We start from the raw sequence: 24021 nt of genomic DNA on the forward strand, positions 1-24021 counted from the left end.
TCGGTGAGTTATCCCATTCTCCAGTTCGGCACGGGGCGCTTTCTGCAGGCGCATGCAGACCTGTTCATCTCGCAGGCCCTGGCCCAAGGCCAGGCGCTGGGTGGCATTGCCGTGGTGCAGAGCACCGACAGCCCACAGAGCAGCGCACGCGCTGCCGCACTGGCGCAGGGCTACCGCGTGGAACTGCGTGGCGTGCAACAGGGCCAGCGCATCCAAGACACCGTGCAAGTGAACGCCGTGCAGGCCGTGTGGCACGCCCGCCATGACTGGGCACGGTTGCGCGAGGCCATGGCCAGCACGGTGCAAGTCATCATTTCCAACACCGCAGACACCGGTTTTTTTCTGGATGCCCGGGACACTGCCGCCCTGCTGCAAACACCCGACGCCACGCCGTTTGCGTACCCCGCGAAACTGGTGGTTTTGCTCTACCACCGCTGGCAACACCAGCCCCAGGCGCCGTTGACGGTCTACCCCTGTGAGCTGGTTAGCCGCAATGGCGACGTGTTGCGCACGCTGGTCAGCACGCTGGCCAAAGAGTGGGACGCGCCACCCCAGTTTGGGCACTACCTTCGCGCGCACTGCGTGTGGGTGAATTCGCTGGTGGACCGCATCGTGTCATCCCCGCTGGAGCCCGCTGGTGCGGTGGCGGAGCCCTATGCGCTCTGGGCCATGGAACGCCAGCCGCGCATGGTGCTGCCTTGCACCCACCCAGCCCTCATCGTGACCGACCGGCTGGCGGCCTATGAGCAGCGCAAGCTCTGGCTGCTGAACCTGGGCCACACCTTTTTAGCAGAACGATGGCAGCAGCTGGGCAGTCCGGCCGACATGACCGTGGTGCAGGCCATGCGCACGCCGGCGCTGCGTACGCCGCTGGAGGCCGTGTGGGCCGATGAGGTGTTGCCAGTGTTTGATGCGGAAGGCACGGGCGCTGAGGCACGCACGTACCTGGAGGAGCTGCGCGACCGCCTGCTCAATCCGTTTCTGGAACACCGCCTGGTCGACATTGCCAAGAACCACGACGAAAAAAAGCAACGGCGCCTGGCACCTGTGGTGCAGCGCGCGGCCGCGCTGCAGCTGCCTATCGCGCAAACCCAGCTGCGCAACGCGCTGGGTTTATAAGCCTTTCGGGCCTCTGGCCCCCGTGGAATATGTGCAAGCAGCTACCAAAACAATAGCGGCTACCCGGTGACTCAGGGCGTACCGTCGGCCCGGGCCAAGCGTTCGCTCTTCCAGTACACGTCGTCCCCCACCGTGCCGTCCGTGCGGTAGCGGTTCAGCACGCGGGCCAGCACAAACATCAGGTCGGACAGGCGGTTCAGGTACTGGCGTGGCGTGTCCTTCAGCGCCTCTTGTGCTTCCAGCGCCACCACGGCGCGTTCGGCACGGCGCGCCACGGTGCGGCACACATGGGCCTGGCTGGCCGCGCGGGTGCCAGCGGGCAAGATGAACTCTTGCAAACGCGGCAGGTGCTCGTTGTGTTCGGCCAGCGCTTCATCCAGCGCCAGCACGGCCTCGGGCTTGAGCAGCTCATAGCCAGGGATGGACAGCTCGCCACCCAGGTTGAACAGCTGGTGCTGGATCTCCACCAGCAGCGTGCGCACACCTTCAGGCATGGGCTCGCACAGCAGCAGGCCGATGTGGCTGTTGAGTTCGTCCACATCGCCCATGGCGTGCACACGCAGGCTGTCTTTGGACACGCGGGTGTTGTCGCCCAGGCCGGTGGTGCCGTTGTCCCCCGTGCGGGTGGCGATTTGTGTGAGGCGGTTTCCCATGTCCAAACTCCTTGGTTGGCGCTATTGTCGCGCCAGCCAAGGGGGGTCGTACGTGGGGGGGGGGCGCTTACCTCTCGGTGATGAAGTTCACTTCTACACGGCGGTTGGGCAGCAGGCATTCGAGTTCCTCAGCCCGCGTCTTGAACTGGCCCTTGCAGGCCAAGACCTGCACGGTGTCACCCTTCACCGCAGTGTGCAGTAGTGCGGCGTCTACGCCGGCATCCAACAGGTACTGTTTCACCGTCTGCACACGGCGGGACGACAGGGCCTGGTTGTAGGCGGCATTGCCGGTGCGGTCGGCGTGGCCGATGAGCTGGATTTGCTGCAGCCGGGTACCGCTCTCGCGGGCACGGGCCAGCGCCTGATCGAGGCGGTCCAGCGTCATCTTGCGCGCTTCGGACCGTTGGTGGCGGTCATGGTTGAACAGCACATTGGCCTGGAACTCCACGGGCTGCGATGGCCTGACCACGGGCGGCAGCACGGCCACCAAAGGCGCGGCGGGCTTAGTCACGCAGGCCTGGGCCTCCTGCTCGGCCTGGGCCAGCAAGTCTTCTGCGATCTGCACATAGGGTTTGGCGTGGCGCCAGGCCTGCTGCTTGTGTTCGTTGCCGGCATGCACCAGTTCCACCTCGGCGCAAGACACGCGCTGTGCCACGCACTGAAATCCATCACGCGCCTTCCATTGCTCGGCAGCGTCCCACAGGTCGGGGCGCAGTTTGTCGGCACCATTGACCAACGGGGTGTCCATAGGCAGGGGGCTGGCCTTTTGCTCCATCAGCGCAATCAGGCGCACCGATTGGTCCAGCGCCTCCTGGGGGAAGGCGCTTCGGTCATTGCGCGTGTACTCGTGGAACGACACGTCCAGCCAGCACTGGGCCTTGGACAGGTGGTAGTCGCGCACCCGGCGTCCCCCGTCGTTCAGGGCCTTGATGCGACCCTGCGTGGCCTCGTAGGTCTGGTAGTCCGCGTGGATGGCCGTGTCGCTGATGCGCTGCGCGGCCGGGTTCAGGGTTTGGGCCAGCGCCGCCAGCGGGCTGGCCGCGAGCAGGGTGCACAGGGCCAGGTTCAGGGGGGTGTGATGGAGCTTCATGGTGTTTCTCTCTCAACTCAAGGGGTCCGGTCCAGTGTGCGGTTCACACTGGGTTTGCTGCTGCGGAAAAGATCTTCATCAAACTTCCAGCGCAGGCGCAGGTAAATGCCCTGGCGGGTGTAGTCCGAACCGGACAGGTCGCGGTCATAAAAACCGCTCCAGTTCACCCCGGCCGACAGCCAAAGGTTGGTAACCACCTGGTAGCCGACCTCGGCGCCTTGCGCCCACTGGGTGGCGTTGCCTTGCGGGCTGTACAGGGCGTTCGCCATCAGGCCCACGCTCCATTGCTCGGTCACGTCGTAGGTGACGCGCCCGCCCAGCAGGTAGGCCTCGTAGCTGTCGGATACGCCACCCATGTCTTCCTTGACCCACTTGGCAGCGGCCCGGCCCGTCCACCACCAGGGGCGTGCGGGGTGGTAGTCCGCGTGGGTGGACACGATGTGGGCAGTGCGGTAGTTGCGTGGGGCCACGCTCTCGTCGCTTTCCACCTTGTACTCATAGCGGCCCAGCGCGTTGATGCGGTTGGTGTCGGTGTCGCGGTAGGCCGCACCGATCTGGAAGCGGTTTTGCAGCAGGTCGCCGCGGTCCCGGTAGTCCGTGGCCAGCAGGTAGTTGCGGGCCAGCAGGGTCCAGTCGCGGTCGAGCTTGCGGGCTACTGCCACCGTGGTGAGGTAGGTGTCCGTGCCGGCCACCGTGGGGGTGGAGTCGGTGGTGCGCCATTCCAGGCGACCCGAGACGCGCCACAGCGGGTTGGCCGACCAGTCGGCACCGCCCGTCAGGGCCGTGGCCCGCTGGCCGCTGCCCGACAGCACTTCCAATCGTTCGGCGCTGCTGCTCAGGCGCAGGCCTTCAGAGATGTCCCACACGTTGCGCACGCCGGAGGCCAGTTCCATGTCCTGCGCATTGACGGCGTCACGCACCCGGTACTCGCTGAACACCTGGCCACCGACCATGTAGCCGGTCTCTATCCCTGCCACCAGCACATTGCTGTGGGCGGACGGGCTGATGGAGTACAGCGAAGACACTCCGGTTTGCGACTCGGCACGGGCATAGGCCTTAGTGCGCTCGGCCAGGCGATAGTCGACCCCCACGGCCTCGCGGTGGCGTTCGTAGCCGTCTACACCCACTTCCACCTCGCCCCGCAGGTCCAGGCGATCCGTGGCACGAAACAACAGACCCAGCCGGGCCGAGGTGTTGTCCAGCGTCTGCGGCAGGCTGCTGCTGGCGCTGGTGGTTCCGTAGGCCGTGCCGTTGCTCACCACGGGCAAGCCGGTTTGCGGGTTGATGTTGCTGTTGCCGTACCCGAAGAAGCCACCGCTGCCACCACTGGCCAACGAGCCGGAACTGGTGGCGCCCAGCGGGGCGGTGAGAGGCGTGAGAACGCTCAGGCCATTGCCGTTGCCACTGAGCTCCTCGTGCACAGTGCGCAGCCCCAGGTCCACCGTCAGCCGGGAGGTCGCCTTGACGCTCAAGCCCACCTGGCCGCCCTCGCGACTGGCACCGCTCACGCGGTCTTCGGCACGCAAGGCCTCGGCGTACACGCGCAGAGACTCATTCACGTCCGCCTGCGCACGCACACCCTTGTCCGAGCGCCCGCCGGTGTAGGACGCGGCCTGGTTGTTGAACTCTGCATCGCTTTGGGCGGCAAAGGCACGCACATCCCAGTCCTTGCCGGTGTGCTGCAGCTCCACGCGGGCCGCGTTGCCTGTGACCTCGCCCACCCGTGTAGACAGCGCCGGTGTGACATAGGTGTTGGCCCCGGTGCCGGTATTCACGGTGGAGTTAGTGCGTGCGACCTCAGCCACCAGGGTGGTCTTGTCGCCCAGCTTCACCTCCACGTTCGCACTGCCCAGCTGGAAGGGCGCCAGCGGGTTGCTGTCGTTGACCCAGGAGCCTCCCACTTCGACGTGGCTGTTCAGGCGCAGCTGCCCATCGCCACCGGTCAGCCAGAAGGCCTCGCCACCCTGCTCCACTTCGTAGGTGATGCGCACGGACACCGGGTTCAGATTGGCATCCACCGAGGGCACGGGCTGGCTGAACAGAATGCGGCCCGAGAAGGGCTCGAAGGTGTAGTCAGAAAAACGCACCATGGGCGTGGCACTGAGGATCTGTGCGGGCTGGTTGCGGTTGCGCACCACCAGCTCCACCTTTTCGCTGTTCTGCACGCCGCTGCTGTTGGACACTGCATAGGGGCCCGACACCCCACGGCCTGGAAACTCTTCAATCACCTGCTTGAGGTTGTCCTGCGAGGCATAGACATTGGCCACATAGCGGTCTGTCTCGCCGTGCAGGCGCAGGCCGTTCAGCGTGCGGCTGAAGTTGCCCAGCTGGCGCTTGCTGAGGTTGGCCGTGCCACCGCCACCCGCCAGCTGCGAAAAGCCGGCGCCGGTGTTGAAGTCGCCAAACAGGGCGTAGTGTTTGTTTTTGTCGATGCGCACATACAGGGTGCTGGTGGACTTGGCATCAAACCCGCGCATTGAAGCATCGCCGTATACCGGGTACATCTGCTCGGGCTGGATGTCGCGCAGCATGCGCTCACGCGTGTCCTTGTCGGAGTCATAGGCGGCGGTCAGCAGGTAGTCGCCTTTGACGCGGCCTTTCAGAAAAAACGCGGCACGGTAGGCGTAGCTGGACTTGCCATCGTTGAACTGCTGCTCAAAGCGGCGAATCTCTTGCTCAAACACATCGCTGCTGCGACTTTGTGCCAGCTGCGAGCTGGCCATGCTTCCCAGGTTGATCACGCCCTCCACCACACCGGCAGCGACCATCTCGCGCAGCTCGGGCAAAAAGCTCACTACACCGCTGACCTCTTCACGGCCCGCGGTGATGCGCACTCGCACGTCCATGGGGTCGGCAGGCGCCAACAGTGAGAACTCGGCCACGCCGTTCTCCACTTTCAGCTGGGTGCCGGGGGTCACACGGTCTACGTCCATGCGGCCGGGGCCCAGTTCGTCTGTGCGGCCGCCGGGCAGCTGCAGGCGGCCACCGGTGGTTTCCAGCGTCACAAAGTTCACGCCCTGCACCACGGCGCCCTCTGTGTTGAGCAGGCGCAGGGTGAACTTGACCGGCGTCTGGCCATCGGCGGGCACGCCGTTGCGGTCCAACTCCACCACCATGCGCGCCACATTGGCGTTGCTGGCGTAGTTGGCGGGCCCCACGGTCTGCGCAAACACCGAAGATCCGGGGGTGGCCGCGACCTGCGCCTGGGCCGAGGTGGCGCCCAGGGCCTGCACCACGGCCAGGGCGAGCATGGAACTGCGAAACATGGGCAAACTATTCAAATGGGAGGGGGACTTAAGGCAGGACACGGGCACCTCCTGCAGATTCAGGCTGTTGGTTCATCGGCAAAAGAGGCACGGGCACATTCAGTTCGTGGTCGGTCTGGGGCACCACGGGGGCATTGGCCTGCACGGGGTAGCGGGGTTTGACGGCCGGTTGGTTGGCGCTATCTGTGGCCTGCTGGGGAGCCAGTGCGGGCTGGCTGTCGAAGCGCAGCGGCAGGCCGCTCTTTTTCTCCACCTGCGGTACCGCCACCTCACCCTGGGCACGCCGTGCCTTGACCTGCTCCAGCACGGTGTTGGAACAGCTGCCCTCAATGAAGTCGGCGCGGTGCAACTCGCCAAATTTCAGGTCCAGGAACAGGCTGCCGGCATCGCCTGCATTGCGGTTGCTGGAAGTGGTCAACCGGCTGCCGCGTGGCAGCGTGGTCTTGTCCACCGTCAGCACATGGGTGCGAGGCGGCAAGTTGCACATGCTGTACTTGCCCTCGGAGTCCGAGATCAGGTAGGTACCGTCCTGCATATACAGGCGCACGCCGGGAACGCCCAGTTCTTCGGGGTCCTGCAGGTGGTTGCCGTTGCAGTCCACAAACACCTTGCCCAGCACACAGGCCTCGGTGGTGAAGACACCACCGGTCACGCGCACCTTCCACTGCGCCACGTTGGATGCGATAGAACCGGAGAACGCCTGGGCGCGGTTGATGCCCGTACCCTGCTGGGAGCCCACGGCCACACGCACCCGGTAGGTCAGCAGTACTGAGCTGTTGGCCGCCAGGTTGCCAATGGAATAGGTCAGTGCAGGGCCCACACCACCGGCAGGGTCTACCACCTTGGTGCCTGCCAGCGTGCTGGTACCAGCAATGTAGCGAAAGCCTGCGGGCATGCCGTCCACCACGCGCACGTTGTTGAGCACACCCGCACTGCGGTTGAACACCTGCACCGTGTACTGCAGGCTGTCGCCCAGCTCCACCGTGCTGGTGGAGCCCGACTTGGCCACAACCAGCACGTTGGCGGCGGAGGGATCCAGCGGAATGTGGTTGTTCAGCAGGTTGGCAGAGAACGGTGCAGCCGCCGCCGTGATGGACAGGCTGAACCAGTACTGCGTGTTGTTCACTGGGAACCCAGTGGTGCTGGCTGGGCAAGCCGCAGGGTTGTGCGAGGCAATGCCCACGGCGGGCGCCGTGTTCAGCGGCTGCACCAGGGCCGGATTGGGGCCCACGCCGGTGGTGTTGACGGTCAGGGTGTTGGTGCACACCGGGATCAGCGACGACGGTGCCTGCACGTAGCCCGCAGGGTAGGTGGTAATGCCCAGGGTGTAGGTGCCATTGGGCGCGCCGGGCACCAACAGGAACTGGTAGCGGCCATCGGCACCGGTGGTGACCGATGCGGTGCCCCCCACCAGGTGAATGGCCGGGTTGAAGCCGCCAGGGCCCGACACCGTCACCACCGCACCCGCCACAGGCTGGCGCGAGAGGGCGTCGTACACCACACCCGCGGGGTCCAACGGCAGGCTCTGCTCGACGATGTTGTCACCCGCCACCAGGGTGAGGTTGTTCAGGGTACCGTCGGTGTTCTGCGCACCGGCGGGGTTGCCTGCGCCCATCGCGCCCGAGGTGTAGGCCGTGCCCTGTTCGTTGGGCACCGCGCTGCCCCATATCGCTCCGGTGGTGGGGTGGCGAAAGCGCACCTGGTAACCCGAGCCGGGCACCAGGCCAGGGAAGCTGTATTGGCCTGACGCGCTGGTGAGCTGGCTGGCCACCACCACACCGCTCTTGAGCAGCTCTACCGTCCAGGAGGCTTGGGGCAGGTCATCGGGGCCGGGCACGTAGCGGCGGTCATGGTCTTTGTCTAACCACACCCGGCCACTGAGGCTGGCCGTGGCACCGCCAATGGCCAGCTCGCCCAGGTTGTAGCCCGTGCCATGGGTGCCGGGCACCGACAGGTTGACCGTGAAGCGGTCGTTCACATGGGCACCGATTTCACCGGCAGAGCCCAGCTGATCGCCCCCGTCGGTGTAGGCCGCGGGTTGGGTTTCCACCACGGTGTAGCCAGCGCCATTGGAAGGCGGTAGCACCGGGTAGGACCAGCTGCCGTCAGCCGTGGTGGTGACCACACACGTCACCACGGTGCAGACATTGACACCGGTAGACGTGAGGCCCGACAGCGTGATGGTGACGCCCCCGATGCCGGGTTCGCCCGCATCGAGCTGGCCATTCACCGTGACGTTGTCGACAAACACCTTGCCCGACAGCGACACGCCCAGTTCGCCAAAGTTGTAGCCGGTGGCCGCGGTGTTGCCAGGCAGCACCACTTTGAACTGGTCGTTCGCTGGCGTGCTGCTGCCTGCCACGCTCCCCACGGTCTCCAGGCCATCGCCGTAGCCTGTGGGCTGGGTTTCAGTGACGGTGTAGCCCGTCGCGTCGGCGGGAGAGAGGTTGTCGAACAGGTAGGTGCCATCGGCCGCTGTGGTGGCTGGTGTGTTCACCACGTTGCCATACAGGTCGGTGCCGGTCAGCGTCACCGTGACGGCGGGTATGCCGCCCTCACCAGCGTTGATGGCGCCGTTGTTGTTCTTGTCGGAATAGACGGTGCCCGCCAGCGACGACTTTTGCACGGCCAGCACGGGGTTGTTGCAGACCGTCAGGTTGTTGGCCGTGGCAGGGTCCACTTCACTGGTGGTGACGTTGGCGCAGTTTTGCGTGGTGCCGCCTACGGGCACGGCCGTCATGCGCACGGGCACGGTCAGGGTCACCGTGGCGCTGGCCGCCAGCACGCCGAAGTTGCAGGTCAGGTCCTGGCCCGCAGTGGCACAGGTGCCACTGCCGCCACTGCTCTTGGTCCACGAAGGCGTGGCACCAAAGAAGGCCATGCCCGTGGGCAGGGTGTCGGTCAACGAGGTGACCTGGCTCACGCCCGGGCCGTTGTTGGTGGCGGTCAGGGTCCAGACAAACGGCTGGCGCAGCTGCACCGGGTTGGCCGAAGGCACCTTGGTCAACGTGATGTCAGCACGTACACGCACCGAGGTGGTTTCGGCTTCGCTGTTGTTGGCCGCATTCGAGTCGGTTTCGTTGGTGAACACCGTGGCATTGGTGTTCAGCGTGTCACCGCTGGGCGCGGGGGCGCTGCCCACGCGGAACACCAGGTAGCGGTTGACAGACGCGTTGGCCGCCAGCTCGCTGCTGGCGCCGGCGTAGGTACAGGTCAAGGTCAGCGTGGCCGGGCCGGTGACCGAGTTGCCCACGTTGTTGCAGATGCTGCCGGCCACGGTGCCGCTGGGGTTGGCTGCGGCCACACCGGCAGCGCTACCGTCGCCCCGGAAAGTGACGGTTTTGCCCGCGGGCGGTGTCATGGTGTACGTGAAGCCCAGCCCGGTGGCCAGTGAAGCACCGCGGTTGGTGATACGCGCCAGGTAAGTGATGTCGTTGTTGCTCAGGGTGACCGCGTCGTAGCCCAACGGGTCCACGTTGTCGGTGTTGTTGATCAACGCATCCAGCAGGGCTGCATCCACATGCAGGGTCGCGCTCTGGCTGTTGTTGCCGTTGTCGGTGCCTGCGCTGTTTTCCTTGGTGGTGGTGGAGATGGTGGCTGTGTTGGTGATGTCCCAGGTCACACCGGCCGCCTGGCCGGCTTTCCAGTTCGGGCGAATGACCACGTCCACCGAACGGGACTCCCCATTGGCCATGCTGGCGCGGGTGCAGGTCAGCGTGTGGTTGCCCGTGCTGTAGCTCGTGCCCGCCGTGAGGCCGGAACAAGACATGCCACTGCCACTGGCCGAGACGAAGGTGAAGCCCGGATCACCCACGCCCACAGTGAACACATCGGCCACCGAGATGGTCTGCGCTGTGTCGGGTCCACTGTTCTGGAAGTTGAGCGCATAAGTGACGTTGGTGCCGGCCAATGCAGTCTGGGTGCCCACATTGGTGGCCGAGGTGATGGTCTTGCTGACCATGCGCACATCAGCGATGGGATCGATGGTCACGCTCAGCGAGGCGGTGTTGTCCGCGCGGTTGGGGTCACCCTGGGTGCTAGAGAAGGCCGATGCCGTGGCGGCGGCACCGGTGTAGGTGCCCGCAGTCATGGCCCGGTCTACGGGAATGCTGAAGGTCAGCAGGTCACCGGGCTCCAGCAGCGTGCCACCGGTTTGCGTGCAAGTGACGGTACCGCCCGCGCTGGTCACGCAGTTGAAGGTGGCGTTAGAGCCGTGGGTGAAGCTGGGCACCATGGCCACCACGGGCGCGGCCGTAGTGCCGGTGATGAAACCGGGGATGGCGAAAGTGACCACCACGTCCTGCGCCGCAATCGGCGAGGCCAGCTGGTTGGTCAGGCCCAAGGTGTAGGTCAACGTGGTCTCGTTGAATTCCAGCGTGGTGGCCGTTCCACCCACGGTGGTGGCGGTGTTGGTCAACACCAGATCCGGTGAATTGGCCGTGGCAGTGACCGCCACAGTGGCGGGGATGGGGCCGTTGTTGGCACCGTTCCAGTCGCCTGGGCAGGCCCCGGTGATACACGCAACTGTCGCGTTGTTGGTGGCATTGCCCGCCGCCACCGCCGTGGTCAGGATGGTGAGGCGGTTGGAGCCGCTCTGCGTCACGCCCGCGTTGAGCGTGGCGTTGTAGGTGCAGGTGACGTTGGGCGACGCGAACACGCAGGCCCAATTGGTGCCAGAAAAACCGGCATAGGTTTCCTTGCTGATGTCCAGAACATCGGTCACCTCGATCACGCCGGATGGGGCTTGCTGCGGCCCCGCATTGCTGACCGCGAGGATGCTGGTGATGGTGCCGCCCACGGCTACGGGGTTGGGCGACTTGCTCTTGGTCAGCGACAGGTCCACCCCGTTGGGCGCCACCGTCAGGTTGACCTGGGCCGTGTTGTTACCAGCCACCGGGTCGCTGGGCGAGCCTGCACGTGGGGCGATGGTGGCGGTGATGTTGTTGTAGACCGTGGACGCGCCCACCACGGGTGGGGTGGCCAAAATTTGCAGCGTATTGCTGCGGCCACTGGCATAGCTGCCGGTGTTGCTGCAGGTGACGAGGTTGGCGCCATCCACAGTGCAGACGCCCCAGCCAGTGGCGCTGCCACTGCTGACCGATGACGACACGAACGTGAAACCGGCAGGCAACTGGTAGGTCACGTCCAGACCCGCGGTTGCAGCGCTGGATCCCAGGTTGCTGGGGTTCAGGCTGAAGGTGACGTTCTGGCCCTCGATGCCAGGCGTGGGCGATGGTGCGGTCTGGGTGATGCGCAGGTCGGCACCGGGGTTCACCTGGATGCTTTTGGTGGGTCCGTTGTTGCTCGCATCGGGGTCGCTGACCACCAGAGAGCTGATATCGGCACCGAGCATGATGTTGCCGGAGGACACGCCTGAGACGGTGGTCACCAGGTTCAAGCCAGCAAAGCTGGCGCCCGAGGCCAAGGCACTGCGCGAGCAGGTCACCACCACGGGGCTGCCCGCAGTGGTGCAGCTGAATCCGCCGCCACTGGCAGACACATACGTGAGGCTGCTGGGCAGCGTGATCTGGACGCGCACGCTGCTCGCGTCGTTGGGGCCGTTGTTGCCGCCGTCCACGGTCCAGGTGACGTTGGCACCGCCCTGCACGGGGTCTGGCGCGCCATTGAGGGTGGCGTACAGATCAGCACCATCGTCGATCGTGGTGTTTTGCGTGAGGCTGTTGTTGGTGGGGTTGGTGTCGGTGTCCGAGGTGGTGACCGCCACCGAAGGGTTGATGGTGTTCACGGTGGAGCCGGTGGTCTTGAGCACCATGGCAATGGTGCGCACTGGCCCGCCTGCAGCAGAGCCCGCCAGCGTGGCGTAGGTGCAGGTCACAGTACCCGCGGCCTGGCTGCAGGCACCCGGCACAGCGGCATCGCTGACCGATACAAAGGCGGTGTTGGCCGGCAGCACCGACGTCACCACCACGTTGTTCGCCGTGGCGGCAGCGTTGTTCTCCACCTTGATGGTGTAAGTGATGTTGCCCCCGCGCACGGCAGGATCGGGGGTATCGGTGAACTGCGATACCTGAAGGTCCACGTTGGCGGCATGCACCAACCCCGCACCCGCCACGCTCAGAATGGCCAAGGCCAAACGTTTGAGCACGCGTGGTGTCGAGAACTGCTTGAAATTCGTCACGGCTTACTTCCCTTGGGGCCTGTTTTTCAGGCATTCGACGCCCATGTTTGCTATTTATTTGATAGCATCACACGATGAAGGCGCGAGGTTAGCAGCGATATGTCGATAAAAATCACGGCCCAGAGACAGCCTGCGGATTGTTTACATTTGGAGCGCGACAAGGGCCATGCTGTGTGAAAAACTTCACACAAAGCAGGCGACCCAAACGCCCCCTCAGAGCTGCGTTAAGGAATGGCGTGCGCGCTGCGCCATTGCAAATGGACCTGGAACCCACCGTGCGGTGGATGGTCGGTGGAAACGTCAATCTGGTGTTTGTCAGCCACCTGCTGCACCAAGGCCAGGCCCAGGCCATGGCCTGCACTGGCGGCCTGGCCTTGCGCATAGCGCTGGCTCAGATTGCCAAGGGCCGATGACTCAAACCCGCTGCCCTGGTCGTGCACGGCCAGCAGGTAGCCATGCGGCGTGGCATCCAGCGACAGCGTGACGGTGCCCGTGCGCGGGCCATGGCGCAGGGCATTCCACCCGAGGTTGAGCAGCACGCGCTGCAACAGCCGCGCATCGCCATGCACCGGCGCGCAATCCAGCGCGCAGCGCCGCACAATGCGGGCACCCTGGGTGTTGGCGTCCTCCCACAGGTCGTCCGCACTCTGGTGCAGGATCTGCACCAGGTCGACCTCGGCAAACGAGGCCGGGTTGAGTGCATCCGCCCGCCCCATCAACAAGAACTGCTCGGAAAGGTCCAGCGCCCGGCGTGCACAGGCGTCCACGCGCGCCAGCATCTGGGTTTGGTCCTCCGCACGGTCTCCGCGCAGGTTGTCGGCCAGCGAGCGCAAGGACAGCAGCGGCGAACGCAGGTCATGGGCCAGGTGTCGCATCATGTCCTCGCGATGTTGGCGTGCCTCAGGGGTACTGCCATCGGTGGTCAGCGCGGCCGCAATGTTGTCCACCGCGTGGGTGATCGCGTGGATGCGTGATTCCACCGGATCAAAAAATCCGCCTCCCCGATTCGCCAGGGAGCGCGCACGGCCAACCTCCGACAACGTGGCAATGCGCACCGTCTCACGCGTCAGGGCGCTCAAGCTGGCCTCCAGCCGGCGCCAGCTCCACAGCGGGTAGGCCAGCGCCATGGCCGCGATGGGCGCAGCAGGGGGTATCCAGATGCCGCCCCATTTCAGCAACGCGCCTGATGCCAACGCCACGCCCACACAGGCCGTGGCCGTGGTGAGCAGGGCGACCCGCGGGCTGGTCACCAACAGCAGCAGCAACAGGCCCCACAGAAACAACAGCGACAGGGCCAGGCGCGCCACCCCGCCCAGGGGCTTGGGCGCCAGGTTGTGGAGCAAGCCGTCCAGCACATTCGCAATGAACTCCACACCGGGCATGGTGCCATTGGTCCCTGCCAGCGGGGTGATCAGGTTGTCCCCCAGGCCCGTGGCAGTGGCACCGACCAGCACGATGCGACCCTCGATGTCCTTGGCCGGCACGCGCCCCTCCATCAGAGCGGTGAAGGAGCGGCGCTCAAAATGCCCCGGCGGGCCGGCAAAGGGCGCCAACCGGGCACCGCCCTGCACCACGGCTTTTTTGTCTTGCGGTTGAAACAGGTCCCGCAGCACCTGGGCCACATGGGGGTAGGCCACGCCGTTGGCAAACTCCTGGGCCATATAGCGCCGGCTCACACCGTCACTGTCCACCAGCGCCTGCGAATGCCCCAGGCGGGCCGCGGCGACCAGACTGGGCTCAGGCAGCACCGCTTCGTCCTGCCCATCGGCCATGAACATCGGCAGCACCACACGGCCATGGCGCTGCATGGCGGCGGCCAGTTGCACATCCGCCTCAGGGTCATCGCGCTGCACGCCCGAGAAGATGACGTCCAGCAACACGGGCCCGGCGCCGGCTGCGGTCAAGCGGTTCAGCGCATTGCCCAGCACGCGGCGCGACCAGGGCCAACGGCCCCAGCGCGACAGGCTGTCTTCGTCAATGGACAGAATCAGGATGTCATGCGGCGCCGGGCGGCCCGACAGGGTGACGGTGGTGTCGTACAGCCAGAAGTCCACACGGTCCAGCCACCCCCACTGCACGGTGCCGACGACCAGCGCGCTGAGCAACGCGGCCAGAATGGCCAGCTCCCGCAGGTGGCGCCGCAGTCCCCGTTTCACGGTGCGCTCACAGCGCGGGCGCTAGCAATAGGAGCAACCACCAGCCGTACTGGGGTTTGCGTGGCACCTCAAAATGCTGCGCATCCGACCAACTGCCCGCGCTGCCATCGGGCAGGACCACCTGGGTGCGCACATAGTGCACGCCTGCGGCGGGCGTGGGTAGGTCCAGGCGAGCACCGGACACCTGTTCGTCGTATTCGGGCTGGACAAAGTCTTCCGCCAGCGCTACCTGCACGCGGTGGCGAAACCCCGCCGGGCCCGACCAGGCGAGCTGCACGCTGTTTTCACTGACGGCGGGCGCGGCCATCACCGAAGGCGTCAGCACGGTGAAGCTGGCCGGATCGCCAAACGGGCCGTGGCTACCGTCAGGCCGCAGGGTGGCTACCCGCCAGTGGTAAGTGCCGGGTCCCCACGCGGGCTCCATCGCCAGGCGATTGTTGTTGTCCCCTTGCACGTCCGCACGGTCCACTAACAGGTCGGCAAACTGCCCGTCGCGGGCCACCTGCACCCGGTAGGCGGGTGCCTTTGCCAGTTGGGTCCACACCAGCTCAGAGGGGCGGGCCACGCTGGCATCAGGCCCTGGCGACATCAGCACGGGGGGCTCGGGCCGGGCACGCAGGGCAAAGGCTTTCTGAGCCTCCAGGCCTTCCAGGCCCTGGGCATCAATGGCACGCACGCGCACAAAATAATCAGCGTCCGGCAGGCCTTGGAGCAACCAGCTGGGCTCGGCGGTGCGGGCGTCTTGCAACAGGCGTACAAAGCCGGCGTCTTCAGCCACCTGCCAGCGCCAAGCCACGGCATCGGCCAGCGGCGGCAGGCTGAGGTTTTGCGCAATACGCTCAATGCGCTGTGGCAGCGCAGAGAGGTCAGCCGCGGGCAACAAGGGCACCACGGCGCCCAGCTGTCCGCCGTCTGCGCGCAGGCCCTGTGCGGGCTGCAAGCTGGCGTGGCCCGAGGCGCCGTCCACCGCCACCACGCCAGAGAGCACTTCATGGTGGCTGGTATCGCCCTCCGCCGCCACACGGAAACGCGTGCCGCGCACCGCCGTGACCACGCGTGGGGTCCGAATCTCGAACCGCGATGCGGGGTCCTTCAGAGAAGGCACAGTGCTGTCGGCCGCACCGGTTTGCAAATCAATGGCCGTGGCCCGCACTGCGGTGCCCGAGACTTCGCGCGACACCCCCAGTCCGGCCTGCGTGCGCGGCGGAAATACCACGGTGGCGCCATCGGGCAGGCGCAGCGTCAGGGTGCCCGCAGTCCCCGTATCAAACTTGTCACCCGCCTTGAGCTGCAGCCCCGGCGACAACAGACTGGTGGTGCCCGACAGCAGGCCCGTGACCACGCCCTGCACGTGGACCACTTCGGCCGAACGCTCGGTCCAGCGCAGCAGCGCAAAGGGAATACGCAGGCTGAAACCCGGCTGCAGGCGCTTGTCTTTAGCAATGCGGTTCAGGCGCTTGATCTGCGGCCACTGGCCTGGCTCGCGGAGGTAGTGTTCGCACAGCTTGATCAGCGTGTCCCCCCGGGCAATGGTGATGGTCAGAGGCTCATTGGCTTGCGCCTGCACGCTACAGGCCAGCAGCAGGCCCACCAGGGCTATGCGAAGTGCGGTGGGTTTAAGAGACGAGGGGTTCAAGGCGGTAACCATGGGCGTAAACAGAGGTGATGCGCCAGCCATGGGCGGGCAGGTCCAGCGCGCTGCGCAGCTGGCTGATGTGGATGTCCAGGGTGCGGGTCTGGATCTTGGTGCTGAGACCCCACACGGCCTCCAGCAAATAGGCGCGCGACAGCAGCTTGCCAATGTTGCGGAACAAGACCAGCGCCAACTGAAATTGGCGTACGGTGAGTTCCACGGTTTGCCCCTGCAACCGCAACGAGCTGTTGACGGGGTCCAATACATAGGGCGACACAGACAGCACCGCAGTGGCCTCACGCTGGTCGACCCGACGCTTCAGCGCCGTGAGCCGGGCTAGCAGCTCCGCCTTGCGCGGGGGCTTGACCAGGTAGTCGTCGGCCCCTTTGCCCAGGGCCCGCACAATGTCTTCTTCGGTGTCATAGCTGGTGAGAAACAGCACAGGAATCGTGTCCTGTCGCTGTCGGATCGCTTCGATGACCTGCAGACCGGTCATGTCAGGCAAGGCCCAGTCCAGGATCAGCACGTCGTAGGTTTCATGCAGGATGGAGCGCAAAAAACGCTCTCCCTGTGCATAGACCTCGCAGCTGTGCCCTGCCTCTTGCAAGGCCCGCACCGTGGTAGCGGCGTGGTCTTGCTCGTCTTCTAAAAGACCGACTCTCACGATGGACTCCCTGTGACGGCGGCGCAGATGTTTGCTGCACTGCCGAAGCGACCCGAGGGACCATACGTCCCTGCGCCGATTGATTCTTGGTGGTGGAGGGGCCATCAAGAAAGCGATGGCCCAGTGTGCTAGCCGAGTAGTCTATCGCTTGCACGAAGTTTCTGCTGGCCGATCGGCGGCAAAATGGTGAAATTGATCGACCATCGCACTTTCTGGAGCTGTCATATGGCTGCAACATCTTTCCTTCATCAAGCGCTACCCGAAGTCCATGCCCGCCCAGTGCCCCCGGCCCTGCTGGACGCCCTCAAGGCGCGCTTTGGCGACCAGTTCTCCACCGCCCTGGTGGTGCGCGAACAGCACGGGCGGGACGAGTCGGCGTTTGACATTCCACCGCCTGCGGCCGTGGTGTTTGCCCAGAGCACACAGGACGTGACCGATGCCGTGAAGTTGGCCGCGCAGTACCTGGTACCGGTGATTCCGTTTGGTGTGGGCTCCTCGCTGGAAGGCCATTTGCTGGCCGTGCAAGGGGGCATCAGCCTGGACGTGAGCCGCATGAACGCCGTGCTGTCCATCAATGCCGAAGACCTGACCGTGACGGTGCAACCCGGCGTGACGCGCAAGCAGCTCAATGACGAGATCAAATCCACCGGCCTGTTCTTCCCCATCGACCCCGGCGCCGACGCCACCATTGGCGGCATGAGCGCCACGCGCGCCAGTGGCACGAACGCCGTGCGCTACGGCACCATGCGCGAGAACGTGCTGGCGCTGGAAGTGGTGACGGCCAGTGGCGAGGTGATCCGCACCGGCACGCGCGCCAAGAAATCGTCAGCCGGCTACGACCTGACGCGCCTGCTGGTGGGCAGCGAAGGCACGCTGGGCGTGATCACCGAAGTGACGGTCAAACTCTACCCGCTGCCCGAGGCCGTGATGGCCGCCACCTGTTCGTTCAACAGCCTGGCCGACGCGGTGAACACCACCATCCAGATCATCCAACTGGGCATACCGATTGCGCGCTGCGAGCTGCTGGACGCCAACACTATCCGCATGGTCAACGCGCACTCCAAGCTCACGCTGCGCGAAGGCGCCATGTTGCTCATGGAATTCCACGGCTCACCCGACAGCGTGAAAGAGCAGGTGCAAACGGTGCAGGACATTGCGGCCGAGTTTGGCGGCGCGGCCTTCGAGTGGGCCGAGACGCCCGAGGAACGCACCCGCCTGTGGACCGCGCGGCACAACGCCTACTTTGCGGGCGTGCAGTCGCGCCCCGGCTGCAAGGCCATCACCACCGACGCCTGCGTGCCGATCTCGCACCTGGCCGACGCGCTGCTAGACAGCGTGACCGAAGCGCAGGAGGCCGGCCTGCCCTACTTCCTGGTCGGCCACGTGGGCGACGGCAACTTCCACATGGGTTATCTGATTGACCCCACCAAGCCCGAAGAGCGCGAGCTGGCCGAAAGGCTCAACCACCTACTGGTGGCGCGTGCGCTCAAACTGGGCGGCACCTGCACCGGCGAGCACGGCGTGGGCCTGCACAAGCAGGGCTTTCTGGTGGAAGAGACCGGCAATGGCGCCGTGGACATGATGCGCACCATCAAGCGCGCGCTGGACCCACACAACATCCTGAACCCCGGCAAAATCTTCGCGCTATAGATTTGGGAGCTGTTGGCGCAGACTCCACGCGGGCCAGAGGCCCCTATCCCCAATATTGGGGATATGCCGTCCGTGCGTCCCCTGCTATGCTTTCGCGGCCTGACGCGCAGCCCTCGCTGTGCAGGCCACCTAAGAAAGACAACTGGGATGAGACAAACGATCTTCGCCGCCATCGGGCTGGCGGCACTCTTGGTTGCGGGCGCCAGCCAAGCGCAAGTGGACTACAGCGATATCAAAGCCGGCACCATGCTGGACGGCAAAGGGATTCGGATTGGGGCCTTTGTCAAACCGGTGCCCCTGCCCCCCGGCGACTGGCTGGTCGTGGCGCGCAGCGACAGTCGGCGCCCTCTGTCGGGCGGTGATGGGACGTTCAACTCCACCTCGCAGGTCACACTGTCCCTCAAAAGTGCTGATCCGGCCAACCCCATCTATGCGCTGATCGTCTCGTTTGCGCCCGACTCCGTGCCGGTCAACTGGAACGGCAATTACTGTGACACGATCAACAAGGCGTTCACCCAGACCTACGGCTCTGGCAAATACGGAAGTGGCAATGCCTGCGCCTCTGGCCAGTGGTTTGCCAACGGTTTGCGCAGCTTCTTGAGCGGTGCCCCTACCCACTCGGCAGCCCAGGTGCGCGAGCAGTATGCGGCGCTGGCACCCTATGCCGCACAAGCACCGGAGCCATACGCCCTGGTCCACATCAATGCCCGGCGCGACCGGGGCCGAATTTTGGATTACGTTGCCTATGCCCGCATCCCGATCGACTTCCGGCCCGGCGGCAGCTTTGATGAGCAGGCACGCGAGTGGGTGAAAGGCAGTGCGCAATCCGTGATCGACATGCTGGACAACACGGCAACCCCAATGCCAGCATTTCCCAGTTCTGCTAGTGCTACAACGCCACGACCAGCGATCGACCCAAAAAACGCAGGCCCCAAAGGGGTTGAACTGAGCGCGCTGCAAGTGGGTGCGGAAGCCAGCGAAGCCATCCGGTTGCCTAACTACGGCGCCGCGCTGCCTTTGCCTCCTGGGCGCTGGCTGGTCGCGGGTCGGCATGACGATTGGGTGGACGCACAAAACACCAATATCACGCTGACCCTGAGAAACAGCGACCCCAACGCCGCGCTGGCGGCTCTGGTGATGACCGTGTTGCCCGCGCAGTCCAATGCCTCAGCCGCAATGAGCCGCTGCCAAGCGCCAATTAATGGGCAATTTCAGATTGTGGAGAACTTGGGTACCACGGCGAATTCCATAGTGAGCGTGTGCGCGGTGGGCGGGCTGTACTCTGCAAGTTTGAAGCAGATGGTGCGCAATGCACCCACCAGCAGCAATCCCTGGTTCAAGCAGAACCTCGCGTCGCTGGCGCCGTTTGAATCCGACATGCCGGACTCCCACATTTGGCTGTCCCTGGATGCCGGACGCAATGGGCAAACGCGCGTGCAATGGGCGCTGTACAGCCGCATCCCACCAGGTGGGCGACCTGCCAATCTGGCCGACACCCCGCTGCGCGAGTGGGTCCGTACCGTGGGGCAAAGCCTGGTGAACTTCCACAACAACCAGTACAGCGCCATTGCCCCCTACCCGGTCATCGCCGCAACACCCTGATTTCAGATCATCCCGGCACAAGCTCATGCCAAATCCTTCGTTGGCATGGGCCGCTCGGCGCGGCACACTGGGCCATGCGCACAAAATCCTGGCTCCTTTCCCTTTTGCTGTTCACCACAGGCGCCGTCCACGCGGACGAGGCGCTCAAGGCCGCGATTGCGGCGCCGCACCGCACGCCGGCCTTTGCGGTGCGCGATGGCTGGCGCCATCCGTATGAAACGCTGACATTCTTCGGCATCCGACCCGATGCCACAGTGGTGGAACTGAGTCCGGGCGGTGGCTGGTACACCGAGATTCTGGCGCCCTACCTGCGCGACAAGGGGCGGCTGATCCTGGCGGCGGACGATCCGCAGTCGCCCGTGGAATACAACCGCAACAGCGCCACGCGGCTGCGCACCAAGCTGGACGCGGCGCCCCAGCTCTACGACAAGGTGCAGGTGGGCGTGTTCGCACCCCCGGCCCAGTTGCAATACGCGCCACGTGGCAGCGCCGACCTGGTGCTGACCTTCCGCAATGTGCACAACTGGAACGAGCAGGGCGACGCCACGGTGCGCGCCGTGTTCCAGAGTGCGTTTGACAGCCTTAAGCCCGGTGGCGTGTTTGGCGTGGTGGAGCACCGCCTGCCCGCCGACCGGGAGCAGGACGCGACCAGCAGCACCGGCTATGTGCACACGGCCTATGTGCGGCGCATTGCCGAGAGCGTGGGCTTTGTGCTGGCCGCTGCGTCTGAAGTGAACGCCAACCCGCGCGACACGGCGGACCACACCGGCGGTGTGTGGGCGCTGCCGCCTTCGTATGTGAACAAGGAGGTGGACCGCGCGCGCTATGCAGCCATTGGCGAGAGCGACCGCATGACGCTCAAATTCACCAAGCCCTAGCGCCCGGGTCCGGTGACTTAGAGCACCGCGACTTCGGCGATCGCGTTCGCCATGTACTCGATCTTCTGCTGCATGTCGGCTTCCGAATCCGCAAAGCGCTGGGCGATGGCGCGAAACTCATCGTGGATCTGCAGAAAGGCGTCGACCATGTCGGGGTCGAAATGGCTGCTGCGGGCCTGGGTGATGATCTCCACGGCTTTTTCGTGGGGCACACCGTCCTTGTAGACCTTGTTGCTGATCAGCGCGTCAAACACATCGGCCAGCGCCACGATGCGTGCCGACAGCGGAATCTGCGCGCCCCACAGACCCTTGGGGTAGCCGGAGCCGTCCCACTTTTCCTGGTGGCACAGCGTGATTTCCTTGGCGATGGTGAGCAGGGGCGACACGCGGCCCAGCGTCTTCTCGGCACGCGCCAGGGCGTCGTGGCCCAGCGTGGTGTGGGTGCGCATGATGGCGGTTTCTTCGGGCGTCAGACGCCCGGGCTTGAGCAGGATGCGGTCCGGGATGCCCACAGAGCCCATGTCGTACATGGGCACGCTGGCCAGCAGCAGGTTCACGTACTCGGGCGTCAGCACCTCGGCATGCGCGGGAAATTTTTGCAGCTCGGCACACAGCAGGCGCACATAGTTTTGCACGCGCAGGATGTGGCTCTCTGTGTCGGACTCGCGAAGTTCGGCCAGTGTGGCCAGGGCAAACACCACCACGCGGCTGGCGTGCAGGGCTTCGGCGGCGTCGCCCAGGGGCAAGGTTGATTCGGGGTTCATGCGGTTCCTCCTGTGGGCGCGGACAAGGGCGCCTGGTACAGCCACACCATTTTGCCACCGGGCGTGCGCCAGCTGGCGCTTGTTGTGGCCTGCGTGGCCTCAAATTCCAGGCTCACCAGCCAAGCACCGGGGCGCAGCTCGGCACGCGCCTTGTCCACCGCGCGCGCCATGCTCTCGGGGCGCTGGAACACATAGACCAGGTCATAGCCCGACCAATCCGCTTTCCAGATATCGCCCTGTCGCACGCGCGCCCAGGGGCAGCGCAGCGCGCACAGCCAGCGCAGCGGCCAGCTCCACTCAATGCCATGCAGCACCGCCTGCGGATAGGCCAGACGCAGCGCCTGCAGGCCATGGCCCAGGCCACAACCGGCATCCAGCACCTGGGCACCGGCCGGCAAGGGCGCATGGACCGGCAGTTCGGCCAACGCGTTCTGCGGGGTGGGAAACAGCGGCGCATCGCGCCAGGCGTTCATGGGGTAGACCAGCAGCAGCAGGGCCAGCGGCAACAGCCAGGCCCAAGCCGGCAGCGCGTTACCGCCCACCAAGCCGAGGGTGAGCGCCAGCGACACCGGAAAGCCCGCCGCAATCAGCAGGCGGCGCCACCAGCTGCCGCCCCACAGGCTCAGCAGCACCCCCAGCGCACTGGCCAGCGCCAGCGACCACTGCAGCGCCAGACCCTGCTCCCACAGCATGCGAAACAGCGTCCAGCACAGCCCCCAGGCCACGATGGCCGGCAGCGGCCAAGGCCAAGCAGCGGGGTACAGGCGGTGCCAGGGTTTAGGGGTCAAATCAGCCTCCAGCCCCTATGGAATATGCGCCAGCAGCTCTTGTTTTGATAGCAACTAGCGGTTGCTGCCAGGTGCCAGGCGCTCGATCAGGCCGTTGAGTTCGTCGAGTGAGCCGAACTGGATCACCACCTCGCCCATCTCCTCCACGCGGCCATGGCGCTTGACGCGCTTTTTCACCACCACCTCCACCTGCGCCATCAGCAGGTCGGACAGTTCTTCTTCCACGCGCTTCAAGTCGCGCGATTTTTCCTTGGTCGGCTTTTGCGGCGTCAGCGAAAACTCGGCACTCAGTTTCTTGACCAGACTCTCGGCCTCGCGCACCGACATTTTCTTGGTGGCGATCTGGTTGGCCGCGGTGATCTGCGTGCCCCGGTCCAGCGCCAGCAGCGCACGTGCATGGCCCATGTCGATATCGCCGGCCATCAACATGGTTTGCACCGGGTCGGCCAGGTTCAACAGGCGCAGCAAATTGGATGCGGCGCTGCGCGAGCGGCCCACGGCCTGGGCCGCGGTTTCGTGCGTGAGACCAAACTCCTTGATCAGGCGCTGCAGGCCCTGCGCTTCTTCCAGTGGGTTCAGGTCTTCGCGCTGGATGTTCTCGATGAGTGCCATCGCGGCGGCGGCCTCGTTGGGCACGTCGCGCACCAGCACCGGCACGCTGTCCAGGCCGGCCAGTTTGGCCGCGCGGAAGCGGCGTTCGCCGGCGATGATTTCATAAATAGGTCGTTTGCGGCCATCACCGATATGTTTGGCCGCGTCCGCCTCGCCGAGCTGGCGCACAAGGATGGGCTGCATGATGCCCTGGGCCTTGATGCTCTCGGCCAGCTCGTACAAGGCGCCCTCGTCCATGCGCGTGCGCGGCTGGTAGACGCCGGCCACCATGTCGGTCAGCATCAGCGTGCTGGGGGTGCCCGGGTTGGCAGGTGTGGCGTCTGCGGCAGGCGCGTCTTTTACCTTGGGGCCCAGCAAGGCCTCCAGTCCCATGCCCAATCCCTTGGGTTTCTTCGTGACCATGTTCTTCTTCCTTTGAAATGGGGGGGGGCGTTCGCTTTAGGCGGTGCGCGCAATAAGGGCTTGCAGCCGGGCTTGGCCATCGGCCCAATCGCCCAGGCCGGTGTCCGCGTTGATGTGGCCAGCGGCGCCGTAGTCCACAAACTCGGCGCCCCAGGCGGCGGCAAATTGCTGCGCGCGGGCGAAGCTGCAATACGGGTCGTTCTGGCTGCCCAGCAGCTCGGCGGCAAAGGGCAGCGTGTCCATCACGATGGGCCACCAGCTCTTGAGCGCGGCGCGCAGCTCTTCGCGCTCGGGGTCGCCAGGCGCGACCAGAAACGCGGCCTGTACTTTGTGGGTGTTGTGCGAATGCTGGGCCCAGGCCGCAGTGAGCATGCAGCCCAGGCTGTGCGCCACCAGCACCACGGGCGCGGGCGCGGCCAGCACGGCTTCTTCCAGCTGCGCCATCCAGTCGCCCCGCAGCGGCTGCATCCAGTCGTGCTGCTGCACGCGCGTGTAGCCGTGCAGCGCTTCCCAGCGGCTCTGCCAGTGGGCGCCGCCGGAGTTTTGCCAGCCGGGCAGGACGAGGACGGTGGGAGCGGACATGGTTTGCTATGAATTCAGGAGCT

Annotated in this window: 15 protein-coding genes; 4 read left to right on the top strand and 11 right to left on the bottom strand. The window is 65.3% G+C overall.

Annotated elements, in window-relative coordinates:
* Positions 1-3 precede the first annotated feature (3 nt).
* Entirely contained in the window at positions 4-1119 is a 1116-nt protein-coding gene (locus AC097R_RS01475; RefSeq protein ID WP_479595827.1) for a mannitol dehydrogenase family protein, read from the top strand.
* A 71-nt stretch (positions 1120-1190) separates the two neighbouring features.
* Here AC097R_RS01475 and AC097R_RS01480 read toward each other — a convergent pair whose 3' ends face one another.
* The 7 genes from AC097R_RS01480 to AC097R_RS01510 all read right to left on the bottom strand — a co-directional run bounded on the left by AC097R_RS01480 (position 1191) and on the right by AC097R_RS01510 (position 16720).
* Entirely contained in the window at positions 1191-1772 is a 582-nt protein-coding gene (locus AC097R_RS01480) for a cob(I)yrinic acid a,c-diamide adenosyltransferase (protein ID WP_479595828.1), read from the bottom strand.
* A gap of 67 nt (positions 1773-1839) precedes the next feature.
* Positions 1840-2862, bottom strand: coding sequence for an OmpA family protein (locus tag AC097R_RS01485; protein ID WP_479595829.1), 1023 nt, complete (start codon positions 2860-2862; stop codon positions 1840-1842).
* A 17-nt stretch (positions 2863-2879) separates the two neighbouring features.
* Complete coding sequence (locus tag AC097R_RS01490) at positions 2880-6128, bottom strand: hypothetical protein (protein WP_479595830.1); 3249 nt, start codon at positions 6126-6128, stop codon at positions 2880-2882.
* A gap of 28 nt (positions 6129-6156) precedes the next feature.
* Complete coding sequence (locus tag AC097R_RS01495; protein ID WP_479595831.1) at positions 6157-12267, bottom strand: SdrD B-like domain-containing protein; 6111 nt, start codon at positions 12265-12267, stop codon at positions 6157-6159.
* A gap of 224 nt (positions 12268-12491) precedes the next feature.
* Positions 12492-14423: a CHASE2 domain-containing protein gene (locus AC097R_RS01500; protein ID WP_479595832.1), complete on the bottom strand. Its 1932-nt coding sequence runs from the start codon at positions 14421-14423 to the stop codon at positions 12492-12494.
* A gap of 7 nt (positions 14424-14430) precedes the next feature.
* Positions 14431-16071 (bottom strand): FecR domain-containing protein, encoded by a 1641-nt coding sequence (locus AC097R_RS01505; RefSeq protein WP_479595833.1) that lies wholly within the window; start codon positions 16069-16071, stop codon positions 14431-14433.
* Positions 16040-16720: a response regulator transcription factor gene (locus tag AC097R_RS01510; RefSeq protein ID WP_479595834.1), complete on the bottom strand. Its 681-nt coding sequence runs from the start codon at positions 16718-16720 to the stop codon at positions 16040-16042. Before AC097R_RS01510 ends, AC097R_RS01505 begins: the two co-directional genes overlap by 32 nt.
* A gap of 225 nt (positions 16721-16945) precedes the next feature.
* Here AC097R_RS01510 and AC097R_RS01515 point away from each other — a divergent pair, with 225 nt between their 5' ends.
* From AC097R_RS01515 to AC097R_RS01525, 3 genes are all read left to right on the top strand, one after another.
* On the top strand, positions 16946-18370 hold the full coding sequence (locus tag AC097R_RS01515) for an FAD-binding oxidoreductase (protein WP_479595835.1): 1425 nt from the start codon (positions 16946-16948) through the stop codon (positions 18368-18370).
* A 147-nt stretch (positions 18371-18517) separates the two neighbouring features.
* Entirely contained in the window at positions 18518-19972 is a 1455-nt protein-coding gene (locus tag AC097R_RS01520; RefSeq protein WP_479595836.1) for a hypothetical protein, read from the top strand.
* Positions 19973-20046: 74 nt separating this feature from the next.
* Positions 20047-20850 (top strand): class I SAM-dependent methyltransferase, encoded by an 804-nt coding sequence (locus AC097R_RS01525; protein WP_479595837.1) that lies wholly within the window; start codon positions 20047-20049, stop codon positions 20848-20850.
* A 17-nt stretch (positions 20851-20867) separates the two neighbouring features.
* Here the strand turns inward: AC097R_RS01525 and AC097R_RS01530 are convergent, their stop codons facing one another.
* The 4 genes from AC097R_RS01530 to AC097R_RS01545 are packed head-to-tail and all read right to left on the bottom strand — an operon-like array spanning position 20868 to position 23998.
* A complete protein-coding gene (locus AC097R_RS01530; RefSeq protein WP_479595838.1) occupies positions 20868-21614 on the bottom strand; it encodes an HD-GYP domain-containing protein in 747 nt (248 codons plus the stop codon).
* Positions 21611-22402 (bottom strand): class I SAM-dependent methyltransferase, encoded by a 792-nt coding sequence (locus AC097R_RS01535; RefSeq protein ID WP_479595839.1) that lies wholly within the window; start codon positions 22400-22402, stop codon positions 21611-21613. Before AC097R_RS01535 ends, AC097R_RS01530 begins: the two co-directional genes overlap by 4 nt.
* A gap of 54 nt (positions 22403-22456) precedes the next feature.
* A complete protein-coding gene (locus AC097R_RS01540; protein ID WP_479595840.1) occupies positions 22457-23416 on the bottom strand; it encodes a ParB/RepB/Spo0J family partition protein in 960 nt (319 codons plus the stop codon).
* A gap of 36 nt (positions 23417-23452) precedes the next feature.
* Positions 23453-23998 (bottom strand): RBBP9/YdeN family alpha/beta hydrolase, encoded by a 546-nt coding sequence (locus AC097R_RS01545; RefSeq protein ID WP_479595841.1) that lies wholly within the window; start codon positions 23996-23998, stop codon positions 23453-23455.
* Positions 23999-24021: the final 23 nt, after the last annotated feature.

The sequence above is a fragment of the Rhodoferax sp. ZS1R25 genome (genome assembly GCF_056521335.1).